The following is a 25933-nucleotide window of genomic DNA, read 5'->3' as shown; positions in this document are numbered from 1 at the left end:
ACACCCCCATGAGCGGAATGATTAAAGAACTCCCAATGATATCGCTGAACAATATCTATAAGAGTTATGGCTCGGGCGAAGGCAAAGTCGATGCCCTGAAAAATATCAATCTTGAAATAGAAAAAGGCGAATTTCTGGCACTGTGCGGCCCCTCCGGCAGCGGTAAAAGTACGCTGTTAAATATCCTGTCGGGTATTGATAAACCGGGATTTGGTTCGGTGATGTTTTTGCGAAAATTACTCAACAATTTACCGGAAGAACAATTAGCAGAAATTCGTGGCAAGCATCTGGGGTTCATATTTCAGTTTTTTAACCTCATCCCCGTGCTGAGCGTATTTGATAACGTTTTTTACCCGCTGGTGCTGAATGGGCACATTGGCAAAAAAGAGGCGAAAGAGCGGGCGCTGCATTTTATCGAGAGCGTAGGACTGGCGGGATATACCGATCGTAAGCCGGGCCAGCTTTCGGGTGGACAACAGCAGCGTGTGGCTATTGCCCGTGCACTGGCGCATGACCCTCAGGTCGTGATTGCCGATGAGCCAACCGGAAACCTCGACCTGGTCACCGGTGAGGCCATTCTCGATCTGCTGCTGAAAATCAACCGGGAGACACGCACCACTTTCATTATTTCGACGCACTCAAGCCAGCTGAAAGAGCGCGCGCGGCGTGTGGTTGAAATTAAGGACGGAGTATTAGTTCATGATTCACAATCGTAATTTCTTCATTCTCTGCTGGCTATTGATCTGCATGGCCTATGCCGGGAGCGTTAAAGCCGCCGCGGCCCCCGTGGCTGAGCAGGTGATAAAAAATGGCTTCCCGACACAGGCCTATAAGCTAGCCGATATCACCCGTGCGTTGTTTACCGAATACAAGGCCAATGATAACGCGCTGTCGCTGGTTTTTTATGCCTACGGCATGCTGCGCCAGGCGGAACATGCCCTCAATACCAATGACGTCATTCAGGCGTCTGAGTATGGCAAAACGGGCTTTTTCTATCTCGATGAAGCGGTGGATTTCTACGAGGGCAATCAACGGGTGCGCTACATGCGTGCCCGTGTGGACGCGTACCTGCCAGCCGATATTGGCCGCTGTGTGGTGACGTTAAAAGATACGGAACAGATGGCGAAAAGCCCTGACGTATTCAATGCCGGGTTGATGAAGCACATTGACGAAATGCGTTATCGCGCGCTGTTGAGCTGTAACCGTACCGCCGAGGCAGACGCGCTGCTGGCGCAAACAGAACTGCGTCACGCCAACTCTGCATTACCACTGGCTTCTGGCGACGCGCCAGAGTGGGATATCAACGAAGTGACAGAGGTCTTGTTACCGCTGGTGAAAGGGAACTAAATGTCCGGGGTTATGGTGTTAGCGAATAGTGTTGTTGTACTGATTCTGATTTTTGTCCTCTGGTGCGTATTATTCCGCTCGCGGGATGTGAAGTTTGCTTTTTTAAACCTCTTTCGCCACAAGAGACGATCTTATTCAACCATTGCCGCCATTATGCTCGGTGGCGTGTCGATTTTTCTGTATGGCGGGTTTATCGATTACTCTTTCTGGATTTTGAAAGAGCAAACGATTCGAACCAATATTGGTCACGTGCAAATTTATAATGAAAATTATTTCCAGACGTCGAATAAAAATAAAAGCCTGATTGCCGATTATGCATCCCTGAAAAAGGCGATTCTCAACGATCCGGATCTTGCACCGCATATTTCGACGCTGTCCGGTCAGCTGGAATTTACCGGGGTGATTTCGCAATATGAAAGCGAAACGTCCAGCTATTTTTCCGCACTGGGTGTGGAGCCGCTGCCTGCGTTAAAGCTGGGATCGTTTGATAAATTAATTTCCGGCAGCGATCTCTCCCGGGTGCGTACCGACGAAATCACGCTGGGCAGTGGGCTGGCGAAAACGCTCAATGCCCACTACGACGACTGGCTGGATGTGCTGGTGGTGAATACCGAGGGCGGGCAGGGCGCGTTATCGATGAAGCTTCGCGGCATCTTTGAGTCCGGTATTAAGGATTACGATGATGTGGCGATGAAAATCCCGCTTGATACCGCACAGCGCATCATGGGAACCAACAGCGTCAGTAAAGTATTAATCCTGCTGAAGGACGACGATACCGCCGTCTTTAGCGCCAAACTGCGCCAGTTTATTGCGAAGCATCATTTACCGCTGCTGGTCAAAGACTGGAAAGAGACCTCGATCTTTTATCAGCAAGTCGAAGGCTTATTATCCGGGATCTATTTCTTCATTAAGCTCATCGTCGGATTGATCGTGATCTTTATGATCGGCAATTCGATGACCATGAATATTATCGAACGTACCCGGGAAATAACCACCCTCAGGGCGATTGGCCTGAAACCCCTGCACGTCACCCGGCTGTTTTTACTGGAAGGGATTTTCATTGGTCTTATCGGCGCCCTTGGCAGTCTGGCGACAGGTTATGCCATTGCCTCTGCCATCAATCTTTACGGTATTGCGATGCCGCCGTCACCGGGGCAATCGCTGGGCTATACGGCCTTTATTAAAACCGACAGCGTAGCACTGACCTGGATAACCCTCGTATTACCGATCCTGGCCGCAACCGGCGCCTCTGTGCTGCCTGCATTACGTGCTTCACGGCTGAATATTTCAGATGCTTTTAAATTTTCGTAAGGAAGCGATATGAAACGCGTTGTCATCACAAAACTGCTCTTTTGTCTGTGCCTGTTTTCCTCGGCAGTATTATCTGCGCCGGTGGATAACAAAGCATCAGAGATTATTCGTCGTGCCGATGAGGTTCGTTCCCCGAATAAACCTTTTCGCTACACCCTGACCATTTATGAATATAAGTCGGGCGCATCTCAGCCTGATAATAAGCAGGTGCTGGATATTTCCATGCGCTTTATGAAACCCGAAGGGGGAATGAAAGCCGATGCCCGTTCGCTGGCGCGTTTTATTTATCCTCCGCGGGACAAAGGCAAAGTGCTGCTCTCTGACTGGTACGATCTTTGGTTCTACACGCCAGAACTGCGTCGACCGGTGCCCGTTTCGCGCCAGCAGCGCCTGATTGGACAAATTTCCAATGGCGACGTCATTGTCACCAATTTTGAGTATGCCTACCACGCCACGCTGCTGGGCGAGGAAGCATGCGGCGATACGCAGTGCTATAAGCTGGAGTTGGTGCGCAAAACGGATGACGTCACGTGGCCAAAAGTCATCTATTACGTTGAAAAAGAGGGGGAGAACCGTCCTTTTAAAGCGTCGTATTACTCTCTGGATAATAAATTGATGAAAGAAGTGCTGTACCAGGATTTTCAGATGGTATTAGGGAAGATGCGTCCGATGAAAATTATTGTGAAGGAGGCCCGTCACGGCAACAGCTACTCCGTGATGGAGTACAGCGATGTTCGCCTGGAGTCCTTGCCTGAATCCCACTTTACTCGCGAGTCTATTCAGCGAGGTGCCAATTGAAACGCACATTACTGGGGTTAACCCTGGCATTCTCCGCTCTGCCCGTGAGCGCACTGGCGGACTGCCTGTCCGGTTCCGACTTTGCAAAAAACAGCACTGTCACGCTGTATGAGCAGGTGACGCTGGTCAAAAAACAAATTTCAGACTGGCGAATTAACGGCCGAAATCCGTATACCAGACACAATATCTACAATGACGCGGGCGTGAATCTCACCAGCAAGTGCGCGATCGTTGATAATGCGCTGGATCTGGATTTGTCTCTCTACGGGCTCACCTGGTACTCACCGCGCAAGGTGGGAGCATTTGAAGAGGACGACAGCCGCTCTCAGCTGCTGATTGAGCGTCTGAGACTGGTTTACGCCGTTTCAGACAGCGTGCAGCTTGAAGTGGGAAAACTTCAGGCGAAGCAGGGTCTCTTTTTCCTGCGCTCACCTTCCGATCTGACTCCGCATTACTACGCCGGGTTCAAACCGACGCGGCTTTACGATCCCGCGCTTCGCACTGCGTATCAGTCCTCGTCCTGGGCCGCGACGCTGTCAATGGACAACCGGGATGAGTCGCTCTCGCTGACCGTGATTCCGAAGCTGGCGACGATCGATAAATACTATCTGACCTCCAGCAACTGGTCCGCGAACCAGCGTGGCAACAGCAGCGAGGCCTGGCTTCTGAGCTATACCTCACATGCCTTCCGTCAACATACCCCGGGGATGCGCATTCTGCTGGGAGACTCGCAGTCGGTTGCCGTCTCTGACAGCTATCACTACACCCCACAGCTGACCCTGAATGCCGGGATGGCCTGGCACCGGGAGCAGCGCTGGCGTCATCTCTCTGAGGAGAAAAGTGCAGAAGTCCAGAACTATGCATTTCCTTCATCGCTGTATGAGACCAAGGACAAAAATGGCGTAGAGCTGGCGGTGGGCGGGCAATATACCACTGATAACTTTAACGTTTTCGGCCTGGAATATTATTACCAGAGCGAAGGCTACTCCCGCACGGAATGGCGCAAACAGCGCGAACTGATGACCTTTTTGAATACGCCGACAGGTTATGTGCCGCTCGACAGGGCGTTTGATTCCTATAAGTACCTGATGGCGTCTGAAATCAGCAATACGGGCAACAAAGGCATGTTGCAGGGGAAACACTATCTCAACGCCTGGTCCAGCGTGCAGCTCACGCATCAGATCGCCGTGCAGCCTTATTTCGTCGTCAATCTGATGGATAAAAGCACCCTGTCGGGGCTCCACATCAGCGCACCGCTGACCTTTATTGATGACCAGCTGGAAGCGTATACCGGCGTCTATTCAGCACTGGGTAGCGCAAATTCTGAGTTTGCTTTCTTCGGCGATGTTGCCGGTGGCTATGTTGGCTTTAAGTATTACTTATAAGGAAATGACTATGACGCTTGATAATCCATCGCAGCCTGTGGTGCTGCTGTTTTCCGGCCAGGGAAACCCGGTGATTGGTATGGGCAGCGATCTGTGGGATCTCAATGCAACGACGAAACAGATCTGGGATTGTGCCAGCGATGTGTCGGGTCTCGATCTGCGCCGACTCTGCCTTAAGGGGCCGATGAACAGGCTGATCCAGACCACGGTACAACAGCTGGCCGTTACGGCGATCAACGTATCGCTTTATAGCCTCTGCCGCGAGCGCTTCCCGGCGCTGCGCGTCGTGGGTGCCTGCGGCCATAGCGTTGGCGAATACAGTGCCCTGTACGCGGCAGGCGCGATCTCGCTGGAGACCCTGTTCCGTACGCTGCATTTTCGTGCCAGCACCATGGATGCGGTGAGTAAAAAGCAGAAAGGCGCGATGCTGGCGCTGAAGGGGGCCGATTTTGCCACGCTGAGTGACATCATCACCCGTTCCGGGATCGCGCTGGATATCAGCTGCGACAATACCCCGCGTCAGCAGGTAATTGGCGGGACCCCGTCTGCGCTGAGTGATTTTGCCAAAGTGCTGGCCGATGAAGGCTATGAGCCGATCAAGCTCGGCGTCAGCGGGGCCTGGCATACCCGTTTAATGGCTGAGGGCGTGCAATTGATGCGTGACTTCCTGGCGGGACAGCCCTTCACCTCGCCAGCCTATGACGTGCTGATGAATGTGACCGCCAGAGTCGAAACGGTGCCGGGCAACATCAAAGAGAACCTCTCCCTGCATCTGACGCAGACGGTGAAATGGGCCGATTCCATGGCCAGATTCATCCATCATCCAGACCAGCCGCTGTTCCTGGAGATGAGCAACAAACCCTATCTGGGACAGATGCTAAATGATTTTTCCGGTTTTTCTGCCGGGCGTGTCCTGCACTGCAGAAAAGTGTTAGGGATGTAATGGCCGAGCTATGATTCCAGATTATTTAACCTTCATCCGCTATCAGGATAAAAGGAACGTGCTTTTTATCTATATCGTGACGTTTATCCTGCTGGGCTTTTACTGGAAAAATGCCGGTTTCTCTTTTTCCCGGCAGGATGCCTGGGTCGCGAGCGGTATTTTCGCGCTGATCGGGTATAGCTTCATTGCCGACCTTAAGGCCTTCTGGGCCTATAAATGCGTCGTCAAGAATGTTGATTTGTCGGTATTTGTCGGCAAAGAGAGCCCGAAAACGAATTCGATCATCTTCGAACCGTTCGTTGTGCTTGCCGTCTCGATCCTGATTTTCGCGGGCATCACGGGGCTCTTCCTTGCGCTGACCACGCCAGGCATCACGCTGCTGATCATGGTTTTCGTGGCGCCGCTGATTATCTGGGGGATCTTTGCCGCACTGCGTCATGTCTATATTCAGCAGGTCGTTGCCTCAGCCAGAGACAAGGCAAAATACACGCAGCTTTCACAGTATGTCGCCGTTGCTGTCGTGATGAGTGTGGTGATGAATCTCCTGACCATCAGCCCCTTACGCAACAGTGCGCAGTTTGATCTCTATGGGCGCTACTTCACCTTAACCGCCATCATTACCATGGTGGTGCTCTGCGTGGTGGTGCTGGGAATCAATCTGCTGTTCTTGCGCTTTACCCGACGCTATGTGTTTCTGGGCCATCTGTTCCTTAACGAGATTGATCTCTATTTCTCCCCGTCAATCCCGTGGAGGACGCTGTCTGAGAAACCATTATGGCTGCGGCTGGTGATGCTGGTGGGCGTGGAATGTGTCTGGTCGGCTGTTATCGGCGTGCTGCTTACGCTTTCGGGATGGCAGGTCTGGTTTGAGGTCTATTTCCTGCTTTGCTATCTGCCATGTCTGGTGTACTACACGCTGCACACCTGGTGGAAATGGCATACCGATTTTATGATGTCGAGCGATATGTATCTGCGCTGGGCGGAGATCAGCAGAGAGGACACCCCCTGGTAGTCGCCTTCTGAAAGACATAAAAAAGCCAGACCCTCATCACTGACGGTCTGGCTTTTTATTACGTCTGTTTCGCTTAGCTCATTTTCATCCATGACAGCAGCATGGAGGCGCTGGCAATGACGTTAATGTTGGAAATATAGCCGTCGTAGCGGTTGTTAATGGCAGAAAGCTGATTATTAAAATGATCGTTTTCTGCCGTCAGCACGTCGAGCAAGGTGCGTTTGCCAAGGTGATACCACTGTTCGTAGAACATACGACGCACCCGATCCGTTTCACTTGTCAGGCGATCGTAATCATCGGCGCGCAGGAAAGAGGAGTCACGTACCTGAATCTGATAGTTAATCTGATACTCCAGATCTTTGTAACTCACTTCATATTGCTGCTGCGCCATATTGGCTTTCGCCCGTGCCGACATCTCAGCGGCACGCTGAGAGCCGCCGCTAAACGCCTCCCACTCGACGTTTAAACCCGTATACCAACCCGCTTCGTTGCCGTTGCTGTCTTTGGCGGTGCTTTTGGAGATGACCCAGTTCACCTGCGGCAGGGCCGACGATTTAATGCTTTCTGCCTCATACTCTGCCGCCCGGACTTTGGACTGCAGGTTCAGCATCATCGGGTTCTTATCCAGCCCAGAAAGCGCCACCGACGCCGGGATGACCGTGTCGTGCCAGCTTATGCCTTCCGGTAATTCAGGCTCGATCCCCAGCAGACGCACCAGTTTAATTTTGCTGGCACTCAGCTGATGCTCAATGTTGTCGAGACTTGCCTGGGCCGACATCAGTTTTGCTTTGGCCTGCACCAGTTCACTTTCTCTGCCGCGGTCTGCCTGGGTAATTTGCGACAGCATGGTGACCAGCTCTTTCATGCGGCCAACATACTGTTTCGCCACAACCTTACTGTGCTGGTAACGCCCCATGTTCATCAGCTCGGACACGGTGTTGTAGGCTAGCTGTTCGCGGGAATACTCTTTTGAATAACGGGCTGCTTTTGCCGTTTCCAGAGAGTTGTCCACCTGGTTACTGATCCTTCCCCAGTCAATAATCGGCGTATTTACGGAGACCGTGCCGCTTGAGTCGCTGATATGGCTATTGTTGGATGACGACTGGCGATCGCCGCCCACGGTCGACAGCGGCGAGGTTACACCCAGACGTACCTGGGGCATGCGCTGGCCTTTTACCTGATCGACCATGTAGTCAGACGCCATCACCTCTGCTGAGGCGGCCCGCAGTTCCGGGCTATACGCCAGCGCTCTGGCCACCATGTTGCGCAGAAAAACAAGCGAATCCTGACTGCCGGCACGGTAGCCCTGCGACATGCCGCTGATGGCTTGACGCGCACCGCCGTCACGACGCACCCCGGCGTACGCCGGGTCCGGTTTGTAATACTCGGTGACGGGCGGGAAGAAGTCTGCGTTTTTCTTTAGCGCAGCCCGGCTTTCCGCCGGTTTTGACGGGGCGGGGGCAAACTCCCTGGCTGTCGGTGCAGAGGCGTAACGTTCAGGGCGCGCAGTGGCTTGCGTTGGCATCGCCTTTTGCGTACTGACGTATTGCGACTGGGTACGCATGGCGGGCAGCGAACGCGACGATGCCGCACTGTGCGACACCGTCCGCTGCACAGGCTGCACTTCGCGGTTGAGCTGTGACTGTGTGCGCATCGGCGGCAATGACGCCAGGCTGCTTTTAGCCTGAGCAATGTCAGCCGCGTGCAGCGGAATGACAAAAGAAGAGCAGGGCAAGCAGAGTGCAACTGCGGTTGCTACCCTTGCCCAACGACGCTCTTTACGTGCCTTAACCATATAATTATCTCTCCCTGAAGGCTTCGCGCGCTTTCAGTATCGGTTTGAGGATGTAAGACAAAATGGTCTTCTCCCCCGTTCTGATTTCTACGTTTGCCACCATTCCCGGCATGATCGGGAATGACTTGTCTTTTACCTGTAACGCGGCACGGTCGGTGCGGACGAACACCCGGTAATAGGTAGAATCTCCACGCCCCTGACGGGCTTTCTCTTCATCGATCAGGGTGTCTGAACTGAGGTGTTCAACGACACCGTTTAATCCGCCATAAATGGCATAGTCGTAGGCGGTAATTTTTACCGTGGCGGGCAGGCCCGGATGGATAAAGGCCACATCAGAGGGTTTGATTTTGGCTTCAACCAGCAGGTTATCTTCAAGCGGAATGAGGGTCATGATCTCCGCCCCCTGCTGAATGACGCCGCCACGGGTTGTCACCCGGATGTTGTTGACGGTGCCGCGCACGGGCGCCACCACCGTGGTACGGTTCATTACGTCCTGGCGTCCGCGCAGAATTTCTTCCGCCTGCGCCAGCTCGGATTCCAGTCGGTTCAGTTCGCTGTTGGCATCAGAGCGGAAGCGGTTGGTACGCTCGGTGATCTGCAGGCTGAATTCGTTCGCCTGGCGCTTGAGGCGCAGGATTTCGACATCCGACATTAACCCTCTGCGCGCCAGCGGCTCCGACAGACTGACCTCGTTTTGCGCCAGTGTCAGGCTCCGTTTTAAGGCCTCTACGCTTTCATTCAGGGTTTTCAGGCGGGCGTTATAGGCCTGGGTCTCATCACGCACGATTGACTCAATCCCGGCGATATCCGGCGGGAAGGTCAGTGGCGTGTCGTAGGCTTCCGCCCTGAGACGGGCAATGCTGCCTTTCAGCCCCTGCACTTTGGACAACGATTCGCCATAGCTGGCCCCGGCGCGAGTCGGGTCAATCTTCAGCAGAATCTGGCCTTTCTCGACGATGTCGCCTTCCTGCACGTTCAGCTCTTCGAGAATGCCGCCTTCCAGGCTTTGAATGAGCTGCTCGCGGCTGGCGGGGATCACTTTCCCGTCGCCACGGGTAATCTCCTCAACCCGGGCGAAATGCGCCCAGACCAGCGCCACCACCACAACCAGGGTGATGGTGTAGAGCATGATCATGCTGAAAGGGGTCTTCTGTGCGATCAGCGCGCCCTGCAGGTCGTGCATGAATTTCAGATCGTCGGCTTTCACTTTCCCCGTTGGCTGTGCGGGGTGTAATGCCAGCCCGGTGCCCGCTCTCTGCGTAGCGTTCACGTTTTCCAGTGCCGTTGAGGGTACGCCTGCATCCGTTTCGGCCTCTCCCTTTGAGGCGTTATGATTCACTTCGTCCTCGTTCATCATTCATTCACACCTTGTTTCTGTTGCTTCTCTTCGACTGAATGCATTGCTTGTTTTTTCTTCATGACATTCTCATTCAGGCTGGCCATCACCTGATCTTTGGGACCGTCTTTCACTACGTGTCCGTCTTCCATGACGATCAGACGCTCTACCAGGCTCAGTACGGACATGCGGTGGGTCACAATGACCAGCGTTTGTCCTTGCGTCGCTTCTTTGAGCCGACGAAGGAACAGGGTTTCCGTCATCGCATCCATTGAGCTGGTGGGTTCATCCATCAGTAAAATCTTTGGCCGCAGCAACAGGCAGCGGGCGAGGGCGACGAGCTGTTTTTGTCCACCGGAAAGGCAATTGCCCATTTCGCCGATAGGCATGTCAAAACCCAGTGGATGTCTGGCCGCCACGTGATCAAGCCCGGTCAGGCGAACCACCCGCAGAAACTCTTCCGTGCTCACGCCCGGGTTGCCAATGATGATGTTTTGGCGCAGGGTGCCGTAAAACAGGCGGCAGTCCTGCCCGACGTAACCCACCGCAGCGCGCCAGTCGGCGGGATCAACCTGTGTCGCATCCACACCATCAATGAAAAGCTGTCCGCTGCTCTGCTGGTACAGGCGCGCCATCACGCGCAGCAGGGTCGACTTCCCGCTGCCAATTTTGCCCAGCACGGCCACCTGCTCCCCGGCCTCGATGTTGATATTGATGTTGTCCAGAATGCGTGGCGCGACCATCATTCCCGGTACCGGATAGGTAAACCCCACCTTTTTCAGACGCAGGCTGCCGGTGAAATTGGGCGTCGGCAGATAATTGATCAGCGCATCGCGCTCGGTCGGCGTTTCCATCAGCTGGTTAAGGGATTTCAGCGCGGTTTTAGCGTGCTGATAACGCAGCGCCAGACCGACCACGGAGGCCAGAGGCGCGAGCGAACGGCTGGAGAGGATCACCACCCCAATCATGGCCCCCATGGTCAGCTCTCCGGCGTGGATTAAATAGACGCCGAGCACCACGATGCAGACGGTGGTGATTTGCTGCACAAAAGAGACAAAGTTAGTGGTCAGCATGGAGAGATAGCGGGTTTTCATCGAGGAGGCCGCAGCCAGTGCGCTGAAATCATTCCAGCGCTTTTGCATCACCCCTTCGCCCTGAGCGGCTTTTAAGGCCTCAAGCCCTTCGATGCTCTCGATCAGCAGACCCTGCTTAAGCGAAATTTCCCGGACGTTTTCTTCCATGTAGCGACCCAGTGGCCACTGGATAATGACGCTGACAATCAAAATCAGTGGCATGGCGACCAGTGGTACAACGGCCAGTGGGCCGCCAATCATGTAAATGATGAACATGAACAGCAGACAGAACGGCAAATCGGACAGCGTGGCGAGGGTCGCAGAGGTGATAAAGTCGCGGACGGCCTCAAAATCGCGTAACTGGTTCGCAAAGGTTCCGGAGGATTGCGGCTTGTATTCCATACGCATCGACATCACCTGGCGAAACAGCTTCGCCCCGAGGATCAGATCTGCTTTTTTACCGGCGATGTCGATCAAATAGGCGCGGATTTGTCGGCTGGCAAATTCAAAAATAATGGCAATCACCACGCCAATCGCCAGCGACCACAGGGTGACGTACGCCTGGGTGGGGATCACGCGGTCATAGACGTTCATGGTGAAGAAGGTACCGGCCAGCGTAAGAATGTTCGCCAGCAGCGCCGCCAGTGCCGCGCTGTAGAAGTAATGCCGGTAGCGCCACAGCGTCGAATAGAGCCAGTGACCTTCATCCTTGGCTTTCGGTAACAGCTGGTCTTCAGCACGCGCGTCCAGCGTGGGTTTTGGCGTCGTCACAAGGGCATAACCGCCATAAGCCTCGTGTAAATCCGCCTCTGCAACGAGGAGCGTTCCGTCGTTTTCAGGTACCACAATCTGATACGTATGTTGCCCGCGCTTTCCCTTGCGTGCGGTAAGAATGCAGTATGTCCCGTCTTTGCGTGCAATAAGCAAAGGGAACAGCCAGGAGGAAAGCGAATTCAGATCGCGCTTAACCCAACCGGCGGATATGCCCATCTGCTCAAGCATACGTAATGCCATTTCAGGCTCCAGCTTGTCGCTTTTTGGCAGGCCTGCATACAGCACCTCTTTGCTGGCATACTTAGAATGATGCCCACAAAGCCATTCAACGCCCCACAGAAGAGAATCTTTTTCAGGGGCTTCAATATCATCAAGAGTATGCTCTGAATTAATTTTTACCGTGGAGAGATGCGTATTCATTTTGAATTCAGACCTGTAGTTGCGTTCCTCACTTAGAATTAAAAAGTAAAGAATATGTTATTTAAAAACGACCAGGGGCATCCGTAAATACAACGGGTGACGCGGGTGGATTATGTAAAAATACAAGCACTGGTAATATCGTAGTGTAGGGTTTTATCCCTCTTACACACAATAAGGAAAAGTAACTGTTCCTTTAAGAATACTCTACGTCATATTTGCTATGCTGATGTTTTAACGTCTCTTTCTTACGTGGACGTATTAGCTCGCCAGCCTTGAAATGGGAACGCCCAGCTTTGTTTCAATTCTTATTTTCATGGCGTAAATGTTTTTGACATTCGTGGCATTTTTCATGGCAATCTTTTCAGGCAGTTGGCCTTTATACAGTTCAGAAAAGAGTGCATATTCATTTGCGCTAAGTTTGGCTCTTTTTTCTGAAGGTCGTATTATTTTCCCCATAAAAGACTGGCTGATCTTCATTTTGATATCCTCGGCCAGGTCATCATGAAAAATGACCGTGCTGATGATCGTGTCTGCCGTGTCGTTGTAGAACCAGTAGTGGGCAATGGCCGCCATTTTTTTATCGGTGATCAGAATCAGGCGCGAGTTTCTGAACTGAGCTAACCAATTGTTTGATAAGAAATAATTTATATTTTTGTAATTAAAGTCTATCACGACAATGGGTTGTGAAATTATTTTTGAATTAATATCAGCAAAGTATTGTAAAATGCCTTCTATCAGAAATGAGTTATTTTCTGGCCAAATATAAAACTCGGCTCCCGAACATTCATCGCACTTTGTGCTGCGAATGGAGGCATAGGCGCATTTATGCACACATCCGTAACAACGCATAGTGTAGTTGTCATTCTCATTTTGTTTAATAGTAATAATGTTCATGTGATCAAACGCTACGCGTCCATATAATATATGTAAAATATTATGTAATATATCAACAATCAGATAAATTATGCATTACGGAAAAACACGAGTGACAGTCAGAATACGCTCTGTTTGTCCAGGAATTTTCGACAGAGCGTATTGTCAGTTTTACACTAACTTGCAAGCCGCGTGATGGACACGCCCAGCTTGCGTTCAATGCGGTTCTTCATGGCGTAGGTGTTTTTAACACTGGTGCCGTTCCGGTAGGCGATTTTCTTTGGCGACCATCCATTAAAGAGGAATGAAAACAGGCTGTATTCATTCTGACTCAGTTTGGGTCTGTTACCTGTCGGTTTAATCGTTTTTGCCAGGAACGTTTTTTTCAGTTTCGTCGAGACTTCTTCTGCGCTATCGTCATAAAAGATAATTGAACTGATAGTGGTTTCTAACGTGTCGTTGTAAAACCAGTAGTGCGCAATTGCCGTCATCTTTTTATCAGTGACAAGAATCAGTCTCATGTTTTTGAACTGATCTAACCAGTTTTCAGATAAAAAATAATTGATGTTTTTATGACTGAAGTCGATGATGACAACCGGCTGCGAAATATATTTATCATTTACCTCGCCAAAGTGATGACGAATGCCTTCAACCAAAAAGGTATTATTATCAGGCCAGATATAATATTCAAGCGCGTGGCAATCACGGTTTTGGCCATCTTCAGACGTATTAAAGCGGCATTGCTTTTCACAACCATAACAACGCATGTCAGGGGTATGACAAACGGGTTGTCCACCCGTATGAGATAAATAGCCAGGATTGTTAGTTGCACAGTACATATTATACCTCACACGCGATGTTTTCTTACGTTAATGATATTAAGCCGGAGTCTGACAAACGCCGTCGTTCTTTAGGAATAATCATATGCTGGACCAGGCAATAATCTTAATTAAATAGTCTGAACTGACTGTTATGAATGCGATTTAAGAACTAATTTTATATAAAACAAGGGGTTGTACAAGTCCTTAAATGAGAGTGAGATTCATTTATTTTTATCTAAAATGCTGTAATTGTTGTTTTTTGGTTAATTTTTGGCAGAGTCGTTTACTTTCTGAAATACCGGGTGAGGGACACGATTTAATAAGCCGAAAAAGCACGGACTTTATTAACTAAAGTAAGCGGTGTGAAGCAATAAAATACGCATTTAGATATAGCCGCAGAAAATAGTTGTCCTGTTTATAAAGCGTATTATTTACCTGTATCTTGTGACTCGTCGTCCGTTATATCAGTGCCCGGCGTTACCAACCGGCGGCATCGTTGCCTGTTTTATCGGTTACATAATCTTTAGTTAACAAAGAATATACATAACAGGTGCATTTATTTAACATTTGATCGTTTTTGGTGCATTTGTCGCACTGTTTTTGTGCAGTGAGCGGGGGGCTAATGTGCTGGCGTAACGTTTGACGTGCCAATTCGTTTTTGATGTTTTGCTTATCAATTAACAGGTTATCTCTCTTTACACTGCGAAATTTTGAACCAATATAAAATTGGTTCGTTTATTGCTTAATCATTAGCACGATAAGTAGCGCCTCATATCAATAACTTATCGTTAATAACAATAAAGTCATGATGAAAGCGAGCGAACCAATATGGAAAAACCGTCACGGTTTCTGGCAAATTCCAGCACCGCGCTTGAACAATTGCGCGGTCTTATTCACCAGCACGAGTCAACACCAGGCCTTCCGCTGCCCACGGAACGTGAGCTGTCGGAAACTCTCGGCGTAGGACGACGTGAAGTACGTCGTGCGCTGGATGTGCTGGAAGAAGAGGGGCGGATCTGGCGTAAGCAGGGCAAAGGTACCTTTATTGGTCCTGCTGCGCCTGTGGAACCGCTGGCCCTTCAGGGATTGGTTCAGCAAACCAACCTTCTGGAAGTGATGGAAGCTCGTCTACAGCTCGAACCCGGCTTAGCCCGGCTTGCGGCACTGCGTGCCACCAGGGAAAACCTCGCGCTCATGCAGCGCATGCTGGAACGCATCGATAAGGTCAGCCCGGACGACCGCGATCTGAATGAACTGTGGGACAGCGCCTTTCACCGCGCCATAGCGGAGGCCGCAGGCAATCGCCTGATGCTCGGTCTTTTTGATGCCATTGATGCCGTCAGGCGTGAGCCAGGCTGGCAGCATTTGCGTGAGCTTGCCCGAACCCCCGAACGGGTCGATGTCTACAACGACCATCATCATAAAATCATGTCCGCGATTATCCATCGCCAGCCCAACGAAGCAGCGGCCGCCATGCGCGAACATCTGCTTAGCCTGCAAAACGCCCTGATACAGGCGATCCACCTTGAGGACGACATCACGCTATGACGACGATTCCGTTTAAGGAAGCCACTCCGGTACTGCGCCTGCAAAACCTCAACGTTAAGTTCGCCGGATCGCCGGTGAGCGTGCTTGACGGTATCTCGCTGACGGTCAAAGCGGGTGAAACGCTGGCGCTGGTGGGGGAGTCCGGCTGCGGGAAAAGTATCACCTCCTTAGCGCTGATGGGGCTATTGCCCGCCAGCGCGCAGATTGTCAGCGGCGATATGCAGTTTCGTCGCCACGATTTGCGAAAGCTCTCCCCGCGGGAATATGCCGATCTCCGCGGTAACGAGCTGGCGATGATTTTCCAGGAGCCGATGACGTCGCTCAACCCCGCCTTTACCCTTGGGGACCAGCTCAGCGAAGCGGTTATGCGCCATCAGAACGTTTCGCGTGCGCAGGCGATGAATACCGCGCTGCAAATCCTGGAGAAGGTGCAGATCCCGGCGGCAGAGATGCGTTTGAAAGCGTATCCGCACCAGCTTTCCGGCGGCATGCGCCAGCGCGTGATGATTGCGATGGCGCTGATTAACCATCCGCGTTTGTTGATTGCCGACGAGCCGACCACCGCGCTGGACGTCACCATTCAGGCGCAAATCCTCGCGCTGCTCAACACCTTAAAAGAGGAGACCGGTACGGCGGTGCTGATGATCACCCATGATTTAGGCGTGGTGGCGGAAGTGGCGCAGCAGGTGGCGGTGATGTATGCCGGGCAGGTGGTGGAGCAGGGGAGCGTTGAGGCCATCTTTGCCGATCCGCAGCACCCGTACACCATTGGTCTGATGGGCTCTATTCCGTCCGCGGGCGCGCGTAAAGGGCCGCTCGCCACCATTCCCGGCGCGGTTCCCCTGGCGGAATCCATGCCGAAAGGCTGCCGCTTTGCGACCCGCTGCCCCTTCGCGCAAACGCGCTGCCATAACGAAAAACCGTCGCTCACGGCGCAGGGGGCTGACCATCTGGTCGCCTGCTTCCGCGTGCCGCTGGAACAACACATTGCGCTGGGAGAGATCGCATGACCACGCCCATTCTTGAAGCCCATGACCTGAGCAAGCGCTTCCCCGGCCCGAAGAAGCTCTTTACTCCAGCCCGCTTTGTGACGGCGGTGGATCGCGTCTCCCTCTCCGTGATGCCCGGCGAAACGCTGGCGATTGTCGGGGAGTCCGGGTCCGGCAAATCCACGCTAGGCCGTCTGCTGCTGCGTTTGCTGGCCGCCAGCGAAGGACGCGTGTTTTATCAGGGGGAGGAGATTACACACGCCTCAGGAGCTCGTCTCAACCAGTTGCGCCGGGAATTACAGATTATTTTTCAGGATCCTTTTGCGTCGCTAAACCCGCGCATGACGGTTGAGCAGATTGTGGGTGAGCCGCTGTGGCTGCATCAGGAGATGAAAAAAGCCGATCGTCACTATCGCGTTGCGGAACTGCTTAAAACGGTGGGTCTGCCTGCCGCCTGGGCGGCGCGTTTTCCGCACGAGTTTTCAGGTGGGCAACGCCAGCGCATTGGTATTGCGCGTGCGCTGGCCTCCGGGCCAAAACTGCTGCTGGGAGACGAGCCCGTCTCGGCGTTGGATGTTTCCGTGCAGGCGCAGGTGATCAATCTGCTGGAAAGCCTGAAGCATCAGCTGGGGCTAACGATGGTGATTGTTGCCCACGGCCTGGCGGTCATCCGCCATATGAGTGACCGCGTGGCAGTGATGTATCTCGGGCAGATCGTTGAGCTTGCCAGCGTCGACGAGATCTTTGACGCGCCTCTCCATCCTTACACCCAGGCGCTCATCGCCTCTGCACCGCAGATGCAGCCGGGCGCCCGACGCGCTGCCCCGTTGCTGCAAGGGGATTTACCGAACCCGGCCGATCCCCCGTCCGGATGCCGATTCCATACCCGTTGCCCGTATGCCACGGATGAATGTCGCCTTGCCGAGCCCATTAACCAGGTGCTGGAAGGCGGACGCCAGATTGCCTGCCACCGCTGGCAGGAGATTAACCGCGATCGCAGTGTTATCCAGATAGCACCGCCGTCTGCCGCCTTTCTGCGCCGCCGCGCGCTGTTTGAACACGCGGCCTCTCACTCCTCCCTTCCTTCAAGGAACTCATGATAATGACAATGCGTAATTCTCTTTTGACCGTACTGGGAAGTGTTATGTTGCTCGGCGCGGCGCTGCCCGCCCAGGCTGAAAGCGTGCTGCGAGTAGGGCTGGGTGCAGACCCGGACATGCTCGATCCGCATCTGGCACGCACCTATTATGGCCGCTTCGTTTTTGCCTCCCTGTGCGACAGGCTGGTGGATGTGGACGAAAACCTGAAAGTGGTGCCGGGTCTGGCGAAAGAGTGGACCTGGAGCGAGGATGGCAAAACCCTGACCTTCAATTTGCGTGAAGGCGTCACCTTCCATGACGGCGAAAAATTCGATGCGGCAGCGGCAAAATACAACCTCGACCGGGCGCTGACCTTAAAAGGCTCTCTGCGTAAAAGTGAAATATCGTCCGTGGAGTCCGTTGAGGTCACCGGCCCGATGCAGATCGCCCTGCACCTGAAAACCCCCGATGCTGCCCTGTTAATGCAGCTAACCGACCGCGCCGGGGCGATGATGGCCCCCGAAGCGGCGAAAAAGCCGGACTTTGCCGCCCATCCCGTCTGCTCCGGTCCTTATAAATTCGACAGCCGCGTCTCCCAGGATCGCATTGTTCTGACTCGTTTCGACAACTACTGGAATAAAGACGCTTACCACTTCGACAAGATCATCTATCTGCCGATCCCGGATGCCTCCGTGCGTCTGGCGAACCTGCGCGCGGGCGATCTCGATCTGACCGAGGGCATTGCTGCCAGCGACGTTAAAACCGTCGAAGCCGACAGCAAGCTGGCGCTGGCGAAGGTGACCGGCCTCGGGTATCAGGGCATCACCTTCAATATCAATAATGGCAAGGTGCCAGCGAACGATCCGTTCAAGGACGCCCGCGTGCGTGAAGCGTTCTCTCAGGCCATTGACCGCGATGCACTCAATCAGGTGGTCTTTGAGGGGCTGTATACGCCTGCCAACCAGCCGTTTTCGACGGTAAGCCCGTATCACGTCAACCTGCCGGTGCCCCCGCGTGACGTCGACAAGGCGAAAGCGCTGCTTAAAGCCGCAGGCGTCGCGACGCCGCTGAACGTGAATCTGCTGGTGCCGAACAACCCAACCTCGCAGCAGGTCGGCCAGGTATTGCAGGCGATGGTGGCCGAGGCGGGCTTTACCCTGAATCTGCAGATGACCGAGTTCGCCACGCTGCTCGATCGCCAGCAGAGCGGTGATTACCAGCTGAGCTTCTCCGGCTGGTCAGGACGCCCGGACCCGGATGGCAGCATCTACGGTTTTATCCACAGCAAAGGGACGCTTAACGACGGCCGTTACAGCAATGCGCAGGTCGATGAGTGGCTGACCCAGGCGCGCCTCAGCAACGATAAAGACGTTCGCCAGCCGCTGTACGACAAGGTAGTGAAGCAGCTGCAAACCGACATGCCTGTTGCCTACCTCTACTTCGAGCCGCGTATTTTCGGCCTGAACAAAAGCGTGCAGGGCTTTAAGCCGTACCCGGACGGCATCGTGCGTCTGGCCGGTGTGACGCTGGCGAAATAACCGTCCCGAGGAGAGACCATGCTGGAACTGATTTGCAAACGGCTGCTGCTGGCCATTCCGACGCTATTGCTGGTGAGTATGATGGTGTTCGGGCTGCAGAAGCTGCTGCCCGGCGATCCGCTCATCGCCATGGCGGGCGAAGAGCGCGATCCGGCGGTGATCGCCCAGCTGCGCGCTGAGCTCAATCTGGATGCGCCTATCCCGGTGCAGTATTTCCACTGGCTGACGCGCGCGCTGCAGGGCGATCTAGGGGTCTCCTTACGCACTCACGAACCGGTGACCGAGCTTATCGCCAGCAAACTGCCGGTCACGCTGGAGCTGTCGCTGCTGGCGATGATCATCGCCCTGGTGTTCGGCATCAGCATGGGGATCCTCGCGGCGGTGAACAAAAACAGCTGGGTCGATCACGGGGCGAACTTTGTGGCGATCTCCGGGATCTCGATACCGCACTTCTGGCTCGGGATCCTGCTGATACTGGTCTTTTCGGTCAATCTGCAGTGGCTGCCAGCGTCCGGGTTTGTGCCGTTTAGTGAAGATCCGGTGCAGAACCTGCGGACGTTGCTGCTGCCTGCCGCCGTGCTCGGCACTGGGCTGGCGGCCACGCTGATGCGCCATACCCGCGCCTCCATGATCGCCGTGCTCAAAGCTGACTACATCCGCACCGCGCGGGCCAAAGGGCTGCTGCCAAAAGCCGTCATTATCAAGCATGCGTTTCGCAACGCGCTGGTACCGGTGATCACGCTTACCACGCTGCTGTTCGGCGAGCTGCTGGGCGGCGCGGTGCTGACCGAGCAGGTCTTCACCATTCCGGGATTTGGCAAAATGATCGTCGACTCGGTGTTTAACCGCGACTACGCGGTGGTGCAGGGCGTGGTGCTGATCGTGGCGATTGGCTTCCTGCTGCTGAACCTGCTGGCCGATGTGCTGTACGTTCTCATCAATCCGAAAATGCGAGGTTAACCATGGCGGAACTGACAACTCAAACCGTTGCGCCGGTTCTGCCCCGCGCGCAGAACCGGGTGCTGAAGAAATTTCTCGCCAATAAAAGCGCGGTGATCGGCGCGGTGATTGTGGGCTTCTTTGTGCTGGTGGCGCTGCTTGCACCGTGGATCGCGCCGTTCGAGCCGGTGAAGGCGAATTTCCTCGCGGTGCGTAAAGCGCCCTCGGCGATGTACTGGTTCGGCACCGACGAGCTGGGGCGCGATATTTTATCCCGCATTATCTGGGGAGCCAGAACCTCGCTGATGGCGGGGTGTATGTCGGTAGTCATCGCCGTGGTCATCGGCGTGCCGCTGGGGCTGGTGGCTGGTTACTTTCAGAAGATGTGGGATGGGGTGATCTCACGCGTTATCGAAGCGTTGCTGGCCTGTCCGTTCCTGATCATGGCGATCGCCCTCGGGGCGTTTTTAGGGCCAAGCCTGACCAACGCCATGATCGCCATTGGCCTTTCCGCGATGCCGATCTTCGCCCGTCTCACGCGCGGCCAGGTGATCGCCATTCGCAACGAAGAGTACATCGACGGCGCGCGGGCAATTGGCCTGCCGGATCGCTGGATCATCATCAAATATGTCCTGCCGAACGTCATGTCACCCATTCTGGTGCAGGCCACGCTGGCCATTGCCTCGGCGATTATCGCCGAAGCCAGTCTCTCGTTTCTGGGTCTGGGGCAGCAGCCGCCAAACCCCTCCTGGGGCTCAATGCTTAACACCGCCAAAGGCTTCCTTGAGCAGGCGCCCTGGATGTCCGTCTTCCCCGGCGTGGCGATTTTCCTTGCCGTGCAGGGCTTTAATTTACTCGGCGACGGGCTGCGCGATGCGCTCGATCCGCGCCACGACTAAGGAGTCATGATGACCAAAGCGCTTGATTTTACGTCCGGTTACGCTTCACGACGCCCGCCGATGATGGGCCATAACGCGGTAGCCACCTCGCAGCCGCTGGCGGCGCAGGCGGGAATGAAGATGCTGCAGCTGGGCGGCAACGCCGTTGATGCGGCTGTCGCCACCGCGATGGCGCTGACGGTGGTTGAACCCACCGGTAACGGGATTGGCAGCGATGCCTTCGCCATCGTCTGGGATGGCGAAAAGCTCCACGGCCTGAACGCCTCTGGCCGTTCGCCTGCGAGCTGGCATGCAGATCTGTTCGCTGGCAAAACGGCGATGCCGGAAATCGGCTGGGATGCGGTAACCGTGCCCGGTGCGGTATCGGGCTGGGTGGCGCTGGCGGAACGTTTTGGCACGCTGCCGCTGACCACGCTGGCGCAGCCTGCCATTGAGTATGCGCGTAACGGTTTCCCGGTCTCACCGTTGATTGGCCATCTCTGGCAGCGCGGTTATAACAAACTCAAAGACCAGCCGGGCTTTAGCGCCTGCTTCGCACCGGAAGGCCGCGCCCCGCGCGTAGGGGAGATCTTCCGTAACCCGGCGCAGGCGAACTCGCTGGAGCTGATTGCAAAAACCAACGGCGAGGCATTTTACCGGGGCGAGCTGGCGCAGAAAATTGCCGCCTTCGCCAAAGCGCACGGCGCACATCTGACGGCTGAGGATCTGGCGAACCATCGTGTGGACTGGGTGGAGCTGTTGTCGCGCGACTTTGCTGGCGGTTCGGTGCAGGAGCTGCCGCCGAACGGGCAGGGGATCGCCACGTTGATTGCGCTCGGCATTCTGGAGCAGTGCGGCATTGAGCACCATCATCCGGACTCCGTGCAATCCCTGCATTTATCCATTGAGGCGATGAAGCTGGCGCTGGCGGATCTCGACCGCTACGTGGCGGATGAAGCGCACATGGAGTTTGCGGCTAAAGAGCTGCTGAGCGACCATTATCTGAAATCGCGCGCGGCGCTTATCGACCCTGATAAAGCCTCGGATTTTGAGTACGGTTCGCCGACGCAGAGCGGCACGGTCTACATCAGCACCGCAGATGCCAGCGGGATGATGGTTTCGTTTATCCAGTCCAACTATATGGGCTTTGGTTCAGGGATTGTGGTACCGGATACCGGCATCAGCCTGCAAAACCGCGGCTGCGGATTTGTGCTGGATCCGAAGCACCCGAACGCGCTGGCGGGCAGCAAGCGTCCGTTCCACACCATCATTCCGGGTTTTGCGATGGACGGCAACGGCCAGCCGCTGATGTCTTTTGGTGTGATGGGTGGGCCAATGCAGGCGCAAGGGCATATGCAGATGGCGCTGCGGATCATGCTGCACGGGCAAAACCCGCAGGCAGCAATCGACGCCCCGCGCTGGCGCGTGGTGCAGGGCCGGGAGGTGATCGTCGAATCGACGTTCGATCGCAACACCATTGCTGCCCTGCGTGAACGTGGCCACCACATCGTCGTGGAAGATCCGCTCCAGGAGTATAACTTTGGCGGTGCGCAGGTGATTTACCGGATGCCGGAAGGGCACTACGTGGCCGCGACGGAGAGCCGCAAAGACGGGCAGGCGCTGGTGAGTTGATTAACGCCCGGTGGCGCTGCGCTTACCGGGCCTACGCTGTGCTTTTTGTAGGCCGGGTAAGGCATAGCCGCCACCCGGCTTTTTTCAGCCAATACTAAACGGATCCGCATCCTGCCATGCGGGGAACTTCTCGCGATACTCCTTCAGCGCCGTCAACGACAGCTCGGCATCAATGCGCGTCGCCTGATGCGGTTCGGCGGTGGCGATGATCTCGCCCTGCGGATTCACCACCCGGCTATCGCCCCGGTAGTGATGTCCGTTGCCGTCTGTTCCCACGCGGTTACACCCCACCACGTACGCCTGGTTTTCAATTGCGCGTGCCACCAGCAGCGACTGCCAGTGCAGGGAGCGCGGCGCAGGCCAGTTGGCGACATACAGCGCCAGGTCGTAATCGTTGCGGTTGCGCGACCAGACCGGGAAGCGCAGGTCGTAGCAGACCAGCGGCAGAATACGCCAGCCGCGCCATTCAAACACCACGCGTTCGTTGCCGGCTTGATAATGATGATGCTCATCGGCCATGCGGAACAGGTGACGTTTATCGTAAAAATGGACCTTCCCCTCCGGCTCAACCAGCAGGAAGCGGTTCACCGGGCCGCGTTCCGTTTGCAGGGCGGCGCTACCGGCGATCAGCGCGTTGGTCTGCTGCGCTTTGGCGTGCATCCAGGCGACCACCTCATCCTGCGGCATCGACTGTTGTGCGGCTTCCATCGCGAAGCCCGTGGTGAACATCTCCGGCAGGACAATCACATCGCGCCCGGTAATGCCTTCCAGTTGACGATCAAAGTGGCGCAGGTTGGCAGGGCCATCCATCCACACTAAAGGTTGCTGCAAAATAGAAATCTTCAGACCAGGCACAATTCAGACTCCTCAAACGACCCTTTTTGACACTGTAGCACGACATAAAGAGAAAAGATGGCAATAAAAAACCCCGCTCGTGGCGGGGTTTTTCAGGACGAAACGCGTTAAGCGGCTTCAGGTTTGCGGTGTTTCTCCGGCAGCTTTACCGGCTGTGTCGCCAGCTCATCCGGTTCGAAATCATCGACGTTAATGCTGCGCAGACGGCTCTCTTCGGCTTTCACCAGGAGTGCGGCTTCGCTGTTGTCAATGATGCCACCCGCCAGCGCCTGTTTCGCCAGTTCGTCCAGGCGGGTAAACGGCAGGTTTTTGCCCAGCTGTTTACAGATCTTCTGGTGAATCGGGTCGGCGGCCATCACGTCCAGCAGCGCCTCTTCCAGCAGACCCACCGGGTTATGTGGCGTTGGCGCCAGATACTGACCGCGGCCGATACGTGAGCGGGTTGCGCTCGGTACCTGCAGGATCTTCGCCACTTTATGATCCAGCTTGTCAGACGGCGCCAGATGATGACGACCGGTCGGGAAGATCGCCACGCGCAGGGCACCTGCCACCAGACGGTTAGGGAAGTTCACCAGCAGATCGTCAATCGCCTGCTCGGCCTGATACAGCGCATCCTGCACGCCCCAGTGCACCAGCGGCAGATCCGCTTCCTGACGGCCTTCGTCGTCGTAGCGTTTCAGTACTGCAGAAGCCAGGTAGAGCTGGCTCAGCACATCACCCAGGCGGGCAGAGATGCGCTCGCGACGCTTCAGGCTACCGCCCAGCACCGCCATGGAGACGTCGGACAGCAGCGCCAGGTTGGCGCTCAGCCGGTTCAGATGCTGGTAATAACGTTTTGTCGCATCATGGGTTGGCGTGGCGCTGGTCAGCCCGCGGGTCAGACCCAGCCAGAAGCTGCGCACTTTATTGCTGCCTACATGACCGATATGTTTGAACAGCAGCTTGTCGAAGGCATCCACGTCGTTGTTCTGCGCGGCGGCCATCTCTTCCAGCACGTACGGATGGCAGCGAATCGCCCCCTGGCCGAAGATCATCATGCTGCGGGTCAGGATGTTTGCCCCTTCTACGGTGATGGCGATCGGTGCGCCCTGATAGCCACGCGCCAGGAAGTTGCCTTCGCCGAGCATAATGCCTTTACCACCTGCGATATCCATTGCATCAATGATCGACTGCTGTGCGCGGTGGGTGCAGTGGTACTTCACAATCGCGGACAGTACGGCCGGTTTTTCACCCAGCATAATGCCGTAGGTAATTAACGACGCGGCGGCATCCATCACGTAGGCGTTGCCTGCGATACGCGCCAGCGGCTCTTCGATCCCTTCCATCTTGCCGATGGAGATTTTGAACTGACGACGGATGTGCGCGTAGGCACCAATCCCCATCGCCACCGATTTCAGCCCGCCGGTTGAGTTCGACGGCAGGGTAATGCCGCGACCAACGGACAGACATTCCACCAGCATACGCCAGCCCTGACCGGCCATTTTCGGCCCACCGATGATGTAATCAATCGGGACAAAGATATCCTGACCGCGGGTCGGACCGTTCTGGAACGGCACGTTCAGCGGGAAGTGGCGACGACCAATTTCAACGCCCGGGGTAGAGGTGGGGATCAGCGCACAGGTAATGCCCAGATCTTCTTCACCACCCAGCAGTTTTTCCGGGTCGGAGAGTTTAAACGCCAGGCCCAGCACGGTAGCGACAGGCGCGAGCGTAATGTAGCGTTTGTTCCAGGTCAGGCGCATACCCAGCACCTGTTCGCCCTGCCATTCGCCCATGCAGACCACACCGGTATCCGGGATGGCGCCTGCATCGGAACCCGCTTCCGGGCTGGTCAGTGCGAAGCATGGAATTTCCTGACCGCGTGCCAGACGCGGCAGATAGTGATCTTTCTGCTCTTTTGTACCGTAATGCTGCAGCAGTTCGCCCGGGCCTAAGGAGTTAGGTACGCCCACGGTGATCGCCAGGATCCCGGAGACGCCAGCCAGTTTTTGCAGCACGCGAGCCTGAGCGTACGCGGAGAATTCCAGACCGCCATACTCTTTTTTGATGATCATCGCGAAGAAGCGATGCTCTTTCAGGTATGCCCACAGCTCCGGCGGCAGGTCGGCCATTTCATGGGTGATGGCAAAGTCATTGGCCATACGGCAGGCTTCTTCTACCGGGCCGTCAATAAAGGCTTGTTCTTCCGCTGTCAGACGCGGCTGCGGGTAGTTATGCAGTTTTTTCCAGTCCGGGTTGCCCTGGAATAGATCGCCTTCCCACCAGGTGGTACCGGCGTCAATCGCTTCTTTCTCGGTGCGCGACATCGGTGGCATCACTTTGCGGAAACCTTTGAATACCGGCGCGGAGATCATCGACTTACGCATCGGGGCAAAGTTAAACGGCAGAAGGATGATGGCCAGCGGCACTAAAAGCCAGATATTCCAGAGACCTGCGACGCCAAGCGCAGCCGTCCAGGCCAGAAGAATCAGGCTGCTCAGGAATAAACTTACACGGTGATAGAACAGCACACCGAGCAGGACAACGGTTGCGAGAATGCTCAAAATCATCATAAAGAAAAGCTCCCTTGCTTGTAGGAGGTCTGACC

At 54.9% G+C, this 25933-nt stretch carries 21 protein-coding genes; 14 read left to right on the top strand and 7 right to left on the bottom strand.

What is annotated here, in order from left to right:
• Positions 1 to 8: 8 nt before the first annotated feature.
• From ACOTX3_RS15160 to ACOTX3_RS15130, 7 genes are read left to right on the top strand one after another with little or no spacing between them, the layout of a single operon-like run.
• Positions 9 to 716, top strand: coding sequence for an ABC transporter ATP-binding protein (locus ACOTX3_RS15160; protein ID WP_045295528.1), 708 nt, complete (start codon positions 9 to 11; stop codon positions 714 to 716).
• The gene (locus ACOTX3_RS15155) at positions 700 to 1347 is read left to right on the top strand and encodes a hypothetical protein (RefSeq protein ID WP_127869202.1); all 648 of its coding nucleotides are present in this window, start codon (positions 700 to 702) and stop codon (positions 1345 to 1347) included. Before ACOTX3_RS15160 ends, ACOTX3_RS15155 begins: the two co-directional genes overlap by 17 nt.
• Positions 1348 to 2658: an ABC transporter permease gene (locus tag ACOTX3_RS15150; RefSeq protein WP_029882416.1), complete on the top strand. Its 1311-nt coding sequence runs from the start codon at positions 1348 to 1350 to the stop codon at positions 2656 to 2658.
• A 9-nt stretch (positions 2659 to 2667) separates the two neighbouring features.
• Positions 2668 to 3456, top strand: a complete 789-nt coding sequence (locus tag ACOTX3_RS15145) for an outer membrane lipoprotein-sorting protein (RefSeq protein WP_058678578.1) — start codon at positions 2668 to 2670, stop codon at positions 3454 to 3456.
• Positions 3453 to 4841, top strand: coding sequence for a hypothetical protein (locus tag ACOTX3_RS15140; RefSeq protein WP_058678577.1), 1389 nt, complete (start codon positions 3453 to 3455; stop codon positions 4839 to 4841). Before ACOTX3_RS15145 ends, ACOTX3_RS15140 begins: the two co-directional genes overlap by 4 nt.
• 10 nt (positions 4842 to 4851) lie before the next feature.
• Complete coding sequence (locus tag ACOTX3_RS15135; protein ID WP_058678576.1) at positions 4852 to 5784, top strand: ACP S-malonyltransferase; 933 nt, start codon at positions 4852 to 4854, stop codon at positions 5782 to 5784.
• Between the two features lie 58 nt (positions 5785 to 5842).
• Positions 5843 to 6796 (top strand): hypothetical protein, encoded by a 954-nt coding sequence (locus ACOTX3_RS15130; protein WP_370882416.1) that lies wholly within the window; start codon positions 5843 to 5845, stop codon positions 6794 to 6796.
• Positions 6797 to 6869: 73 nt separating this feature from the next.
• On the opposite strand, the gene ACOTX3_RS15125 is transcribed toward ACOTX3_RS15130, so the two are convergent.
• From ACOTX3_RS15125 to ACOTX3_RS15105, 5 genes are all read right to left on the bottom strand, one after another.
• Positions 6870 to 8591: a TolC family protein gene (locus ACOTX3_RS15125; RefSeq protein ID WP_058678575.1), complete on the bottom strand. Its 1722-nt coding sequence runs from the start codon at positions 8589 to 8591 to the stop codon at positions 6870 to 6872.
• Between the two features lie 4 nt (positions 8592 to 8595).
• Entirely contained in the window at positions 8596 to 9948 is a 1353-nt protein-coding gene (locus ACOTX3_RS15120) for an HlyD family type I secretion periplasmic adaptor subunit (protein WP_013095714.1), read from the bottom strand.
• Positions 9945 to 12194 carry a type I secretion system permease/ATPase gene (locus ACOTX3_RS15115; protein WP_058678574.1) on the bottom strand — a complete coding sequence of 750 codons (2250 nt, stop codon included), beginning with the start codon at positions 12192 to 12194 and terminating at the stop codon, positions 9945 to 9947. The genes ACOTX3_RS15120 and ACOTX3_RS15115 overlap by 4 nt, the downstream gene beginning before the upstream one ends.
• Before the next feature lie 258 nt (positions 12195 to 12452).
• Complete coding sequence (locus ACOTX3_RS15110) at positions 12453 to 13088, bottom strand: hypothetical protein (RefSeq protein ID WP_127869201.1); 636 nt, start codon at positions 13086 to 13088, stop codon at positions 12453 to 12455.
• 155 nt (positions 13089 to 13243) lie between these two features.
• On the bottom strand, positions 13244 to 13906 hold the full coding sequence (locus ACOTX3_RS15105) for a helix-turn-helix transcriptional regulator (RefSeq protein ID WP_038418730.1): 663 nt from the start codon (positions 13904 to 13906) through the stop codon (positions 13244 to 13246).
• 810 nt (positions 13907 to 14716) lie between these two features.
• Between ACOTX3_RS15105 and ACOTX3_RS15100 the strand changes: the two genes are divergently transcribed.
• The 7 genes from ACOTX3_RS15100 to ACOTX3_RS15070 are packed head-to-tail and all read left to right on the top strand — an operon-like array spanning position 14717 to position 22491.
• On the top strand, positions 14717 to 15436 hold the full coding sequence (locus ACOTX3_RS15100) for a FadR/GntR family transcriptional regulator (protein ID WP_013095718.1): 720 nt from the start codon (positions 14717 to 14719) through the stop codon (positions 15434 to 15436).
• Complete coding sequence (locus tag ACOTX3_RS15095; RefSeq protein WP_020686305.1) at positions 15433 to 16446, top strand: ABC transporter ATP-binding protein; 1014 nt, start codon at positions 15433 to 15435, stop codon at positions 16444 to 16446. The genes ACOTX3_RS15100 and ACOTX3_RS15095 overlap by 4 nt, the downstream gene beginning before the upstream one ends.
• Positions 16443 to 17525, top strand: a complete 1083-nt coding sequence (locus ACOTX3_RS15090; RefSeq protein ID WP_040023296.1) for an ABC transporter ATP-binding protein — start codon at positions 16443 to 16445, stop codon at positions 17523 to 17525. Before ACOTX3_RS15095 ends, ACOTX3_RS15090 begins: the two co-directional genes overlap by 4 nt.
• Positions 17526 to 17527: 2 nt before the next feature.
• Positions 17528 to 19042, top strand: coding sequence for an ABC transporter substrate-binding protein (locus tag ACOTX3_RS15085; protein WP_072205092.1), 1515 nt, complete (start codon positions 17528 to 17530; stop codon positions 19040 to 19042).
• Positions 19043 to 19060: 18 nt separating this feature from the next.
• Entirely contained in the window at positions 19061 to 20002 is a 942-nt protein-coding gene (locus ACOTX3_RS15080) for an ABC transporter permease (protein WP_013095722.1), read from the top strand.
• Between the two features lie 2 nt (positions 20003 to 20004).
• On the top strand, positions 20005 to 20880 hold the full coding sequence (locus ACOTX3_RS15075) for an ABC transporter permease (protein ID WP_058678573.1): 876 nt from the start codon (positions 20005 to 20007) through the stop codon (positions 20878 to 20880).
• A 9-nt stretch (positions 20881 to 20889) separates the two neighbouring features.
• The gene (locus ACOTX3_RS15070) at positions 20890 to 22491 is read left to right on the top strand and encodes a gamma-glutamyltransferase family protein (protein ID WP_045901791.1); all 1602 of its coding nucleotides are present in this window, start codon (positions 20890 to 20892) and stop codon (positions 22489 to 22491) included.
• 84 nt (positions 22492 to 22575) lie between these two features.
• Here the strand turns inward: ACOTX3_RS15070 and ACOTX3_RS15065 are convergent, their stop codons facing one another.
• Entirely contained in the window at positions 22576 to 23346 is a 771-nt protein-coding gene (locus ACOTX3_RS15065; protein WP_029882429.1) for an amidohydrolase, read from the bottom strand.
• Between the two features lie 107 nt (positions 23347 to 23453).
• Complete coding sequence (gene fadE, locus ACOTX3_RS15060; protein ID WP_029882430.1) at positions 23454 to 25898, bottom strand: acyl-CoA dehydrogenase FadE; 2445 nt, start codon at positions 25896 to 25898, stop codon at positions 23454 to 23456.
• Positions 25899 to 25933: the final 35 nt, after the last annotated feature.

The organism is Enterobacter cloacae complex sp. IR5384 (assembly GCF_049237265.1).
GTDB lineage: Bacteria > Pseudomonadota > Gammaproteobacteria > Enterobacterales > Enterobacteriaceae > Enterobacter > Enterobacter cloacae.
Note: the sequence above shows the minus strand (reverse complement) of the source record. Positions and strands in the feature narration are given on the sequence as shown.